The 13,321-nt window shown below is 42.9% G+C and carries 11 protein-coding genes and 2 pseudogenes; 4 read left to right on the top strand and 9 right to left on the bottom strand.

The genetic code is table 11. The features are described from left to right. Window positions 1–52: 52 nt before the first annotated feature. The 3 genes and pseudogenes from Q337_RS0101850 to Q337_RS0101835 form a co-directional block, all read right to left on the bottom strand. Complete coding sequence (locus Q337_RS0101850; RefSeq protein ID WP_026470132.1) at window positions 53–589, bottom strand: chorismate--pyruvate lyase family protein; 537 nt, start codon at window positions 587–589, stop codon at window positions 53–55. A gap of 81 nt (window positions 590–670) precedes the next feature. Next, window positions 671–1,231 carry a DUF4124 domain-containing protein gene (locus Q337_RS0101845; protein ID WP_026470131.1) on the bottom strand — a complete coding sequence of 187 codons (561 nt, stop codon included), beginning with the start codon at window positions 1,229–1,231 and terminating at the stop codon, window positions 671–673. Window positions 1,232–1,624: 393 nt separating this feature from the next. Next, window positions 1,625–2,056: pseudogene (locus Q337_RS0101835) on the bottom strand (chromate transporter); the annotation flags it as partial. Between the two features lie 352 nt (window positions 2,057–2,408). Here Q337_RS0101835 and Q337_RS18530 point away from each other — a divergent pair. Next, window positions 2,409–2,674: pseudogene (locus tag Q337_RS18530) on the top strand (transposase); the annotation flags it as partial. 36 nt (window positions 2,675–2,710) lie between these two features. On the opposite strand, the gene Q337_RS0101830 reads toward Q337_RS18530, so the two are convergent. The 5 genes from Q337_RS0101830 to Q337_RS0101810 form a co-directional block, all read right to left on the bottom strand. After that, window positions 2,711–3,511, bottom strand: coding sequence for a sulfite exporter TauE/SafE family protein (locus Q337_RS0101830; RefSeq protein ID WP_026470129.1), 801 nt, complete (start codon window positions 3,509–3,511; stop codon window positions 2,711–2,713). A 42-nt stretch (window positions 3,512–3,553) separates the two neighbouring features. After that, a complete protein-coding gene (locus Q337_RS16415) occupies window positions 3,554–4,096 on the bottom strand; it encodes a flavin reductase family protein (protein ID WP_051526482.1) in 543 nt (180 codons plus the stop codon). Between the two features lie 81 nt (window positions 4,097–4,177). Next, complete coding sequence (locus Q337_RS0101820) at window positions 4,178–5,209, bottom strand: methionine synthase (protein WP_026470128.1); 1,032 nt, start codon at window positions 5,207–5,209, stop codon at window positions 4,178–4,180. Window positions 5,210–5,251: 42 nt separating this feature from the next. Continuing rightward, on the bottom strand, window positions 5,252–6,229 hold the full coding sequence (locus Q337_RS0101815; RefSeq protein WP_026470127.1) for a DUF1852 domain-containing protein: 978 nt from the start codon (window positions 6,227–6,229) through the stop codon (window positions 5,252–5,254). Between the two features lie 890 nt (window positions 6,230–7,119). After that, complete coding sequence (locus Q337_RS0101810; protein ID WP_026470126.1) at window positions 7,120–7,758, bottom strand: TetR/AcrR family transcriptional regulator; 639 nt, start codon at window positions 7,756–7,758, stop codon at window positions 7,120–7,122. Window positions 7,759–7,877: 119 nt separating this feature from the next. Between Q337_RS0101810 and Q337_RS0101805 the strand changes: the two genes are divergently transcribed. Both Q337_RS0101805 and Q337_RS0101800 read left to right on the top strand, forming a co-directional pair. Beyond that, complete coding sequence (locus tag Q337_RS0101805) at window positions 7,878–8,717, top strand: SDR family oxidoreductase (RefSeq protein WP_026470125.1); 840 nt, start codon at window positions 7,878–7,880, stop codon at window positions 8,715–8,717. Between the two features lie 12 nt (window positions 8,718–8,729). Next, window positions 8,730–10,184 (top strand): flavin-containing monooxygenase, encoded by a 1,455-nt coding sequence (locus Q337_RS0101800; protein WP_026470124.1) that lies wholly within the window; start codon window positions 8,730–8,732, stop codon window positions 10,182–10,184. A 639-nt stretch (window positions 10,185–10,823) separates the two neighbouring features. Here the strand turns inward: Q337_RS0101800 and glnA are convergent. Continuing rightward, window positions 10,824–12,239 carry a type I glutamate--ammonia ligase gene (glnA, locus tag Q337_RS0101790; protein WP_456059075.1) on the bottom strand — a complete coding sequence of 472 codons (1,416 nt, stop codon included), beginning with the start codon at window positions 12,237–12,239 and terminating at the stop codon, window positions 10,824–10,826. A 602-nt stretch (window positions 12,240–12,841) separates the two neighbouring features. Here glnA and Q337_RS0101780 point away from each other — a divergent pair. Beyond that, the gene (locus Q337_RS0101780) at window positions 12,842–13,108 is read left to right on the top strand and encodes a DksA/TraR family C4-type zinc finger protein (RefSeq protein ID WP_026470121.1); all 267 of its coding nucleotides are present in this window, start codon (window positions 12,842–12,844) and stop codon (window positions 13,106–13,108) included. Window positions 13,109–13,321 lie beyond the last annotated feature (213 nt).

Below are 13,321 nucleotides of genomic sequence, written 5' to 3'. Positions count from 1 at the left end.
TTTTTATGGTCGCGATTGTTGGGATCGTAAGTTTTGTCATGGCTTTGGCAAGTTAAAGCTGGGAATGATTGAGCAAATAATGCTGAAAGCCCGGTAAAAAAGTTTCCTGAACGATCAGTGGACGCTGATGCCAGATATACAGGCTACGGCGTGTCCAACCTTCGGGTAACAAGGCAATCTGGCGAATACACTGCGGTGCAGTACGGGCAAACAGCAGAGAACCCAAAGACCGGTTTTTTAGGTAACGCAGACGCAAGCCCTGCCCTTTTAATGACTGTACCGGAATAATACTGCGCGCTTTTACCCAGGGCTGCGCTTCACAGCCATACAGATACACTTCACGCACCCAGGCCTGCTGGTCAACTGCAGTTTGCATCAGTTGGCTTTCATGCAGGTAAATACGCTCAAAACCCTGCCGGAATGGCTCCACCCGAAACTGACCACCCGCAAGCTGGGTTAACTGGCGGGTTAAGGAACCATTTGCCACTAACCACGGCCTGATTTCAGCCGGAATATGGGATAATGACGGATTAAATCGTCGTCTGGAAGTATGCCAGCGCACCAAATGATGAGATAAATTAGCAGGCATACAACTCAGGCATGTGGAATTTACCTTAGTGTTTTACACGCTTAACACCAGCTTGACAATTAGTGCTGTTTATAAAAACGGCTATCGTTTGGCTGGCGCTGGTCTGTTTGCCTGACTTGCAGGCGAATTGACACTATTTTGCTGCACATAAACGGTGGTGCTGACTTCACTAACGACCTTACCTGCCGAATTGGTTACCCGTGCGGCCAGGCTATGTGCTCCCCGATCCATTTGTTCAGTAGAAATCGTAACACCATTACCATTGGCAACCACGATGCCATCCAGCAAAATTGACATATTATCGCCATTGGCCAATGCAGGCTGGATATTAACTGTCACACCAATTGGATCAGGCTTGCGTACGGTTTGTTCAGCAGCAGGTTGTGCAAACTTGAGCTGGTAACGAATGGCAGCAGGCTGTGCAGCGGCTTGATTAGTGGCATTTGCCTGTGCAATTTGCTCGGCACTTAAACTCGGTACAATGGATAGCGGCGGCAAATCAACAGTTTTAGCTTCCCTGGATGGTGAGTCGGTGTACACCACATTGCCTTTGGCATCGGTTGTCTTATAAATGGCAGCCTGCGCCACGCCACTCATGACCAGTGTAAGCGCTAAGGCTAAAAATTTGCTTTCCCTGAACATGCTGTATTCCTCGTTTAGACTGTTATGACTTTACACACTTATATTGACGCTGTTAAATGTAACGCTGGCAATGCGCCGTTGCTATATCCCGTTTGATGATAACACTTACTTTTAAATGATAAATGAATAAATTATGGTCAATACCCTTTCAGTCATTATCTGCTATCAGGCTGTATTTTCCCCTGCTGGCGCCCTTCAGTATAAAACCAAACACCAGCATCATTGGAACCAAATGGACAAACTGGATATTTTTTAAGATATAAAGCGCTCGAGAATATGACTGCAAAATTTGGCTATAGCTCAAATAACTATAACTCCAGTAGCAGAGATTTTTCGAATCACTGGCTTTATGAGCAAGTGACCATAAAGCGTTCTCTCATCCATTAAATCTGATTATGGTAGCTGGATATAACTCAAGACTAGTCCGATCAGGGCACAAGCAATAATCACCTGAATCACATTTTGCTCGTAATGGAACAACGTTATTGCCGCACCCAAAGCAATCAAAGCCGATATCCAGTCAAAGCTCCCTGCAAATCCTTTTGGCCAAAACACGTGATAACCAAACAATAGCGCCAGATTTAAAATGACGCCAACCACAGCAGCCGTAATGGCAGTCAGTAGTGCAGTAAATTTAATATCATTATGCGTAGATTCAATCAGTGGCCCACCAGCCAGAATAAACAGGAAAGAAGGCAAAAACGTAAACCAGGTGACAATGACTGCAGCCAGCGCGCCACCCACAAACAGCAGTTCCGGGCCAAATAGTGCATGGGTATAGGCGCCAATAAAACCTACAAAAGTTGCTACCATAATTAATGGCCCGGCCATCAAATACATCACCTGCTAACCCGGGAAGTTGATCATCACAACAGTTAAGCAGATCAACATCATACCTTTAAAAAATGCTATTTATTTAACCTGATTCACTTCAGAATGAGCCAGTCCTTAAAAGCCCCAAAACGCGGCAAACTGGCTGATTCAGGCCGATACACGACATAATAGGCCAATGGTGATTTAAAATTGGGTCTTAGGAAGTTAAGCATATTAAAAAGTATGGTAACTTCCTTATATGAAAGCAAAAAATAGATAATATTCTCGTTCAAGAATTACAGAAGCAAAATTCAGGCAGATTGTTCGCTTTTTTACAATGGATTTTACTGCGTAAGATAGCAAAACTGATGGCTGGAGAGGCTATGATGGTCTGGTCGACATTGGCTTTGACAAGCATCATAGAGATAATGAGTTTGCCAATGGGGAGCGTCATATTAACGGGTTAGAATCATTCTGGGACTATGCTAAAAAGAGACTCATTAAGTTTAATGGAATTGACAAAAAGATGTTTTATTTGCATCTTAAAGAAACAGAGTATCGCTTCAATCCTCGGAATGGTACTTTATACCTCGATTTGCTTAAATTATACTCCGTAATAGCCCCCTCTAACTTCCTAAGACCCATAGAAAATGAACTGACTCTATCTCAATGTAATCCCTTAAAGATGAAAAAACAGCCGACGATCAATAACAATACAGCAAAGCATTTTTTAAGTACGGCTGGTGATAATGCATGAGCTGTTTTTGCACCGAGTTTTGCGGTAAAAAAACTCATGATGCTAATCCCTAAGAATGCATAAATATGTACAAAGCCAATCGTATTTGGCACATTAATCTGGTCTTTCATACCAAAAAACATAAAGCCCAAAGCACCTGCAATCGCGATCGGTAAACCACATGCGGCTGATGTGCCAACGGCCTTTTGCATGACCACACCATAATGATTGAGATAAGGTACAGTTAAGCTCCCGCCGCCAATCCCAAAAATTGCTGATGCAACACCGATTCCCGTCCCTGCAACGACTTGTTTAGGGGTTGATGGCAGTACTTTGTTCTGATCTATGACCTTTTTTGCACCAGCAAACATGGTGTAAGCCACCCAGATCACGAACACACCGATAATCAGTTGCAAATGTGCGCCAGACAGCAGCCCTGCAATACCTGCCCCTAAAAAAGATCCTAAAGCCATCCCTGGTGTCAGGTTTTTAAATACCGGCCAGATGACTGCACCATTTTTATGGTGTGCCATTAATGAACTTATCGATGTCACGATAATGGTCGCTAACGACGTTCCTAGCGCCATATGCATGATCACTTCAGGGTCATAGCCCATTTGGGTAAAGACCACATACAACAGGGGCACGATAATCGTTCCACCACCAACACCAAACAGTCCTGCGGCAAATCCCGCTAATGCACCAATTGCAAAGAAAATGATTAATTCCACGATATACTGACTTGAAAGTTTTAAATGAAATAACCAGTAGGCTTAAGCAGTTTCGGCCTGCCCCACCTGATGGCCAACTTGAGGCCCGACATGATGACCAATTTGATGATAGCCACGATTAAAATAAACCAGACCCTGATCCTGCTGGCCTTGCTCTTGTTGACCGTGTTGAATCGCAACAATACGACAGATAAAAATAGTATGGGTTCCGACTTCCTGAATCTGCTCAATCTCACAGTCAAAACTCACCAGAGCATCTGCCAAGACGGGGGCGCCCGTTTCCAGTTCTGTCCAAACGCCTTGTTTAAAGCGCTCTTCTGAACTCATACCGGATGAAAATGCATGGGAAAGATGCTGATGCTGCGCGCCTAAAACATTCACCGTTAAAATTTTATTGTCTATAAAATGCCCATGTGACCGGGAAGCTTTATTCATACAGACCAGTAAGCTTGCGGGTGTATCAGAGACACCACACACCGCAGATGCCGTGAATCCATAACGACCAGACAGCCCTGCTGTGGTAATGACATTGACCGCACTGCTTAACAACGCCATGGCATGTCTAAAGTCTGTTGCTTCAATCATCACATTGTTCCTCATGACATTGACCCGTTTAATCCTGAAATACAGTTAAACGGGAACTCTTTTGCCCTACTCTCTCAGTAATCACTTGCCCAAGAGTTCTTTGCGGACGATTTCTGCACCGGCACTTAATGCATTAAGCTTGCCTCTTGCAACTTGACGGGATAAAGGCGTCATACCACAGTTGGTCGACGGATAGAGCTTGTCGGCATCGACAAATTGAAGGGCTTTACGCAGGGTATCGGCAACTTCCTCTGGGGTTTCAATGCTGTTGGTAGCCACGTCAATAGCACCGACCATCACTTTTTTACCGCGGATGAGTTCAAGCAGGTCGATTGGAACACGTGAGTTATGACACTCCAGTGAAATGATATCGATTTTTGACTGTTGCAATTTCGGAAATGCTTCTTCATATTGCCGCCATTCTGAACCCAGCGTTTTTTTCCACTCTGTATTGGCCTTGATGCCATAGCCATAGCAAATATGCACGGCAGTTTCACATTTTAGTCCTTCAAGTGCCCGCTCTAAAGTAGCAACACCCCAGTCATTTACCTCATCAAAAAACACATTAAATGCAGGTTCATCAAACTGGATAATGTCCACACCAGCAGCCTCTAACTCTTTGGCTTCTTCATTGAGGATTTTGGCAAATTCCCAGGCGAGTTTTTCACGGCTTTTATAATGCGCATCATACAGCGTATCAATCATGGTCATCGGGCCAGGTAGTGCCCATTTAATCGGTTGATCGGTAAGCGAGCGTAAAAACCGCGCATCATCCACAAACACGGGCTGTTGACGCGATACCGCACCCACCACAGTGGGTACACTCGCATCATAGCGATTACGGATTCTCACGGTCTCACGTTTTTCAAAATCAACGCCGTTAAGGTGTTCAATAAATGTGGTGACAAAATGCTGGCGCGTCTGTTCGCCATCACTGACAATATCGATGCCAGCCTGTTGCTGTTCCTGCAATGCCAAACGTAACGCATCCTGTTTGCCATCAATCAATTCGCTATCCTGTAGTTTCCAGAGCGACCAAAGTTTCTCAGGCTCTGCAAGCCAGGAAGGTTTGGGTAAACTGCCAGCTGTTGACGTCGGTAATAATCGTTTCATAACTAATTATCTTATCTATTTGAAATTAAAATGTATCAGAGCTTAAACAGCATAATTGGCAGCCCATTGCTCAAGAATTTTCTGGTAAGGCTTGATGAAGTGCTGTTCAGTAAATTTGCCCTGCTTAACCGCCAACTGGCTACGTTCTTCCCGGTCATAAACAATCTGGGTTAATGAATAATCCTGATATTTCAAGCTGGGTTGATAATATTTCCCTGCTGCAGAATTGGCATTGTAAATCTCAGGCCGGTAAATCTTTTGAAAGGTTTCCATGGTGCTGATGGTGCCGATCAGCTCAAGATCCGTATAATCAATGAGCAAATCACCACGATGATAAAATGCCAAAGGAGCAACACTGTTTGGCGGCATAAAATAGCGAACCTGCAAGCCCATTTTTGCGAAATATTCATCGGTTAAAGAATAGGAATCTTGCTGATATTCCACACCGAGGACAGGATGCTGGTTTTCAGTACGATGATAAGTCTTGCTACTTGAAACACTCAGACAAATCACAGGTGATTTAGCAAAGTTATCTTGATAAACATTTGAGTTCACAAATGCTTTAAAGATTTTGCCATGCAGTTCGCCGTAGTTTTCTGGGGTGCTAAATTGAGCTTGATGCTTATTATGTTCTGGCAGTAATACACTGAAATCATAATCGCGCACATATGAGGAGAAATTGTTGCCAACAATACCTTCAATGCGCTGGTTGTTCTTGTGATCAATGATATTGGTTTTTAATATTTCAATGGTAGGGAAAGTCTTGCCATTACCTTCAATATCAATATCAACCGAAATAATTTCAAGTTCGACCGAATAACGATCTGCGTGAGGATTATCCCAGTGCGCCAAGGCATTGAAACGATTGTCAATCATCTTTAAAGCTTTGCGCAAGTTCTCCTGGCGATGTTCTCCTCTGGCCAAATTCGCAAAGTTAGTAGTGAGACGTGTATTGTCTGCCGGATGATAGTTTTCATCAAAATGAATGCGCTTAATCGCAAATGTAAACTCTTGACTCATGATGATCTGGTCCCCTCATTTCTATAAGAGGATTTATACCTGAATCACAACATGAATAAAAATGATCTTTTTTAGAAAAATCATGAGAAAAATTCACTTTCATAGGTTCTGTGGGGTTCAAACATAAAAAGTGAAATGACTTCATTGTATCCTTAGAAAATATCATTATAGGCACCCGCTTTGGTGTAGCCAGATCGCTAGACTATAGCGTTTGGATTTAAATCCTATTGGAGCTATAGGCTGAGCCAATCTTAAGTGGTTAAGCTGAAGGACAAATTGAGCTAATCGTTTATTGCCTAACTTTCGCCACTTAAAAATCTAGATCCAACCTGAAACGGCTTATCGTTGCCCATAACTGCAGAATATATACCTAAAGATAACTTTTTCTTTTTCCCATCTATTTTATATTTATATCGCCAGTGCATCATTCCTTTAGCCCGGACAATAATCACTAGATCGTGACATTAGCCACCTGATATTTATTGCCAGTTAGTTTTAATTTTCTAAACTGCACATCAGTTAAAGTCACTACTCTGCAATCCGATAACACAAGCGCTAAAGTATAATCTGTTCCCCTATTTCATAGCCTCCTGTCCTCTACTTATTGATAAATGAGTAAACCAGAGGACAAATAATGCTGGATTTGATTAAATTATATTGAAAAGCATAAGACAATAAAAAAGCCCGGAAGCAATAATACCAATGCTTCTGGGCTTAAATTAAGGCGCCCCTCCAGTTTAAAGGGGCGCCTTAATACTGCTATTTTAATTGCAGCTATAGTACACTATGTCTTAAAAAACAAACACTTAATTTAAAAAATATTCAAATAAGGGACAAAATAGGGGACTATTAATTTAGTCAATTTTTTTAAATTATAATCCTTGTCAAACTTATTGATCTATAGAAGCAATCCCAAACATCATCATTTGAATGGCAGCCTGACTATAACTTTTCATAGCTTCTGTATTGTCAGGTGCAGCCAGAAAGCGTAATGCGCCTGCGACAATAAAGCCGACAATCGCATGCCCAGTCATTTCAATATCCAGATCTGCCCTTAAAAACCCTCTTGTTACCCCGTCTTTCAAATACGATGCGGTAAATAAGCCGCCCATATGCAACAGATTATTCACTTGTGCCGTCATTTGCTGATCAATTGAGGTAGCTTCCAATAGAATCAAACGCATGATACGCGGGTTTTCTCTGGCAAATTCAAGAAACTTTCCTGCAATCCGTTCAGCCTGTATACGATATTCTTCTACCGATGCAACTGCACCGGGTGCATTTTCATTGGCCAGTAAATCCATGATCTTCACTGAGGTATCAGCAATCACCTTGTCCAGGATATCACGCTTGTTTTGAAAGTAACGGTAAAACGTGCCATGCCCAATGCCTAGACGCTGGGCAATATCAGAAATTGCGGTTTGGTGATAGCCACGCTCGGAAAACTCAATAAATGCAGCTTCAATAATTTCTGCCTGTAATTGAATTCGCTGGCGTTCCGCCCGGGAAATTGTGGTTTTGTCATTCATGTAAAAATCTTATCAGAAGTATCCATTAAAAACGACTTAAAATTAAAATTTGACATTTAATTCCAAAAATGACAATTTATTCCAAGATTAAATTTGACGCAAAATATGCAGGAAAAGCCATGAAACGCAGTTATAACTTTAAAGACCAGGTTGTTGTCATTACCGGCGCAGGTCGTGGCATTGGCTTGGCAACGGCAAAAGCCTTTGCACAGCTTGGTGCAAAAGTTGCGATTGGTGATATTGATACCGAGCTTGCCGAACAGGCCACTAAAAGCGTGAATGGCTTTGGTTACCATGTCGATGTCCGCTCGCAGCAGTCATTCAATGACTTTATTACAGCTACTGAAAGCAATCTGGGGCCAGTTGATATTCTGGTTAACAATGCCGGCATTATGCCGATGGGACATTTCCTTGAGGAAAGTGAAGCCATTACCAATGCCCAGATTGATATTAATTTGCGCGGTGTGATTCATGGCATGAAAGCGGTTTTGGGCGGTATGTTACAGCGTCAAAAAGGACATATTGTTAATGTGGCGTCTTTAGCAGGTAAATATCCAATTCCTGGTGCAAGTGTCTATTGTGCTACCAAATTTGCTGTGGTGGGTTTAACCGCTTCTATGCAACAGGAATTACGGGATACCCCAATCAATATATCTACGGTGATGCCATCTAAAGTACGCACCGAGCTTTCTTCTGGTACAGGTGAAGATCTTCCTATTCCAACGGTTGATCCTGAGGATGTTGCACAGGCAGTGATTCGTGCAATCCGTGACAACATGCCTGAAATTGCTGTACCGCACTATCTGACCCATAGCCCGCGTGCTTATGGTTTAGTACCCCAGTGGCTCAATACTGCTGCTCGCCGTATTGCAGGTGATGACCGCATCCTTAAAGGTCTGAACCGTAAGGATCGCCAGAGTTATGAAAACCGCCTGAACAAACTGGCACAAACCAAATAAGGATGACACCACATGTCTCAAGCCCAAATCTTTGAAGTAGTCATTATTGGTGCTGGTTTTGCCGGGATTGGCGCAGCAATCAAACTTAAAGAAGCTGGTATTACCGATTTTGTTGTTCTGGAAAAAGCCACGGAAATTGGTGGTGTCTGGCGTGCCAACACCTATCCCGGTTGCGCCTGTGATGTCCCTTCCGCGTTATATTCCTATTCCTTTGCACCCAATCCAAAGTGGAGCCGCGTATTTGCACCACAACTGGAAATCAAGCACTACCTGCAACGTACCGCTGAGCAGTTTGGCGTAATCCCTTATGTGCGCTTTCAATATGAAATGATTGAAGCGGCTTGGGATAATCAGGCCAGACGCTGGAACATCTCTACCAGTCAGGGTGAATTTTCTGCCCGCTTTGTAATTATGGCAGGCGGCCCCATGCATGAGCCGGTTTATCCTGAAATTCCTGGAATGGATAGTTTTAAGGGGGCAAGTTTCCATTCCACCCACTGGCGGCATGATATTGACCTGACCGGCAAACGGGTTGCCGTGATTGGTGCTGGTGCGTCTGCAATTCAGTTTGTCCCGGAAATTCAGCCTAAAGTGGCAAAACTGACTTTGATTCAACGCACCCCGCAATGGGTCTTGCCCAAAATGGATCAAAGCCTGCCCAAAGCAGCCCAGCTCCTGTTTAAATTCTTACCGATTACCCAACGTTTAACTCGTTATAGTGTGTATGGGGTATTTGAATCTTTAAATTCCAGTATGCACCATCCTAAGCTGATTCGTCAGATTGAAAGTCTGGCAAAGTGGAATATTAACCATGCGGTTAAAGACAAGGCTTTAAGGGAAAAATTAATCCCCAACTTTACCATTGGTTGTAAACGGGTTCTGCAATCGAATAACTGGTATCCCGCATTAACCAAATCGAATGTTGATGTACGCCGTTGTGGAGTTCAGGAAATTAAAGGCAATACATTAATTGCCGATGATGGCAGCGAACATGAAGTTGATGTGATTATCTTTGGTACAGGGTTTGAAATTAGTAATCCGCCTGTTGCCAAGCAAATTCGTAATAAACATGGCAAAACCATGGAAGAAGTCTGGAATGGTAGCCCGGTAGGATATTTGGGAACCGTTGTTCCCGGTTGTCCCAATGCGTTTATCACGTTTGGTCCCAATATTGCGGTCAGTTCTTCGGCATTAATTATCCTCGAAGCACAACTTGCGTATATCCTAGATGCACTGAAACAGTTAAAACAAAAGAATGTTCAGACTTTTGAAGTCAAACCTGAAATCGTTGCCAGCTACAATGATGAAGTACAAGATGCCTTAAAAGATACGGTCTGGAATAAAGGTGGTTGCAGCAGCTACTTTATTGACGCCAATGGCAGAAATAGCACCTTATGGCCTTGGACAACCTTTGAAATGCGCGCACGTCTATCCAGTTTTAATCCTAAAGACTACTCATTGACTTAAGATCAGTGAGTAATCAGTGTCCCACGGCCATGACCCTTAAATAATGATCTGGTCATGGTCTTACCGCAATCATTCCTGCTCTAAGCAACAATACTAAACTTATGTAAAAATTATCCTCATCTAAATTAACTTTAACTTTTGCTTGCCCCAGCCATAAACCGTAGCAAATGGCAGCGCAGTCCTTGCCAGATACCCGCTGACCCGGCTGAGTGCCAGCAGTGTATACCATTGTTGCAAGCGCTTGGCCAACGCCTAGTTAGGTTCCTGCTCAATCACTATACAGCCAGAAATGCCATACTGTTGACCATTGTCTGATGACAATAAAGTCTTATAAAACCGTGACCATCAGCTACCTGATACTCGTTGCCAGTCGGTTTTAATTTTCTAAGCTGCACATCGGTTAAAGCCATTGCTCTGTAATACCAGTACTCAAGTATTATCTGTCCCCTATTTCACAGCCTCATATCCTTTGTTTATTGATAAACAAGGAAAACAGGGGACAAATAGTGCTGAATTTTATTAAATCATATCCGAATGTATAAATAATAAAAAAGCCCGAAAGCAATGATACCAATGCTTCCGGGCTTACATTAAGACATCCCTCCAGTTTAAAGAGACGCCTTAATACTGCTATTTTAATTAGCAGCTATAGTACATTTCAAACTCAACTGGGTGAGTTGTGGTGTTCAGGCGACGTACGTCTTCCATTTTCAGCTCAACATAAGCGTCCAGCATTTCCTTGGTGAATACACCACCTTTGGTCAGATAGTCATGATCCGCTTTCAGTGCATCCAGCGCCATTTCCAGGCTATGGGCTACTGTAGGAATCTTGGCTTCTTCTTCAGGAGGCAAGTCATACAAGTTTTTGTCAGCAGCTTCGCCTGGATGAATCTTGTTCTGGATACCATCGATACCGGCCATCAGCAGTGCAGCAAAGCACAGGTATGGGTTGGCAGTAGAATCCGGAAAACGTGCTTCAATACGCTTGCCTTTCGGGCTGGAAACATAAGGAATACGGATAGACGCAGAACGGTTTTTCGCAGAATAAGCCAGCATGATCGGGGCTTCAAAATGCGGAACCAGACGCTTGTAAGAGTTGGTTGACGGGTTGGTAATCGCGTTCAGGGAACGGGCATGCTTGATCACACCACCAATAAAGAACAGTGCTAGCTCAGACAAGCCTGCATATTCATCACCAGCAAACAGGTTTTTGCCGTCTTTGCTGATTGACATGTGAACGTGCATACCTGAACCATTATCACCAACGATTGGTTTCGGCATGAAGGTTGCTGTTTTACCAAACTGGTGGGCAACGTTCAAAATGGCATATTTGGTTGCCTGAACTTCATCACCTTTACGTACCAGTGTGTTAAAGCTCACACCAATTTCAGACTGGCAGGAAGCAACTTCGTGGTGTTGAACTTCAACTTTGCCTTCGCCCAGAATGGCTTCAATGGCATCACACATGGCAACACGCAGGTCATGCGCGCTGTCCACTGGAGGAACCGGGAAATAACCGCCTTTAACACGAGGACGGTGGCCAGTATTACCAGCTTCGTAGTCCTTGTTGGTAGACCAGGCAGCTTCTTCAGCATAAATGGTATGACGGGCACCTGACATGTCAATGTCGAATTTCACTTCGTCAAATACAAAAAATTCTGGTTCTGGACCAAAGAATGCAGTGTCGCCAATACCGGTAGACTTTAAATATTCCTCAGCGCGGCGTGCAATGGAACGTGGATCACGGTCATAACCCTGGCCAGTGGTCGGCTCGATAACGTCACAGGTCACCACAACAGTTGTTGCTTCAAAGAACGGGTCGATAAAAGCAGTTTCAGGATCTGGACGCAAAATCATGTCAGATGCTTCAATGCCTTTCCAGCCAGCAATAGAAGAACCATCAAACATTTTGCCATCTTCGAAGGTATCTTCATCAACAGTGCCAGCAGGGAAAGTAACGTGTTGTTCTTTACCGCGCGTGTCTGTAAAACGAAAATCGACCCACTTGGCCTCGTGCTCTTTAATTAAGTTGAGGACTTTATTTGCCATGCTCACTTTGCTCCAGTATTTCCCAGTATTGGGTAACTGCACCCTGTAGGTGCGCCTTACAAATTTAATACCTGATATATTAGCAAAAGCCATACCAATTTTCTTTAAAAATCATAAGTTAATAAATTTAAAGAAAATATTTGTTAAGGGCCTAAAAATAATACGCCACAAATTATACGCACTCTTAAAAAAAATGCACCATCTGCCATCATTAATTCTGTTATTCATACAAAAGGCTTTTTAGAGCACCAAAATAGTGCAAATGTTTATTTTTTACTAGAGAAATCGCTCGTTTCAGTGCAAAGATAGCGCATCAATAGCTAAGATTTATGAAACCTTAAAGCTAACTCTATTTTTATGAGTAAAATTAGATAATTATATTTTCAATTTTTAAATACGTTTTGAGTTCAAAAATAGCTATGCACCAATTTGGAGCATATTCAAGGTAGCTCGTCTATTCGCCATCTATGTATTTGGTTGAAAATAAGCCATTTAACCCCATATCTTTCATAGCAAATGGGGTTTAGGCAATTGAATTTTAGATTGCTTAAGCTCAAGCAGGCAAATGCAGAATTTGATTAAACAGGCTTAAAAACTGGAGATCAGACATGGCAGGTGGCTGGGCACATGACGGCGCTGAGCAGGAACAAATCGAAGCAACAGTAAATGATGCATTGCAACGGGCAAGACAGGCAATTCCAACTGGGCCAAGTGCAGACACTTGTGAAGAATGTGATAAGCCCATTCCTAAAGCCCGTCAGCTTGCCCTACCCGGTGTACAACACTGTGTGGATTGTCAAAGCAAGCTTGAGGCACATGCCAAAAAATTTGAATTATTTAATCGCCGTGGCAGCAAAGATAGCCAATTGCGCTGATACGCTTAGAGCCTATAGCGCGACATTATTGGGTTTAAACATTTAAACATAATGACATAACTGTTAAGATAAGCTTCTCAAGGGCTGGGTTTAACTGCTCTTGACTTATGGATTCCTCCACAGGCATTCCGACCTCTTTAAATGAATTAACTTTCCCGTTTTCATAAGGTTGCAAATACGATGCTTCTGATGCTCGAAAAGAATAATTGTAAT

It is taken from the genome of Alkanindiges illinoisensis DSM 15370, assembly GCF_000619845.1.
GTDB lineage: Bacteria > Pseudomonadota > Gammaproteobacteria > Pseudomonadales > Moraxellaceae > Alkanindiges > Alkanindiges illinoisensis.
This window is presented reverse-complemented; position numbering and strand designations above follow the sequence as displayed.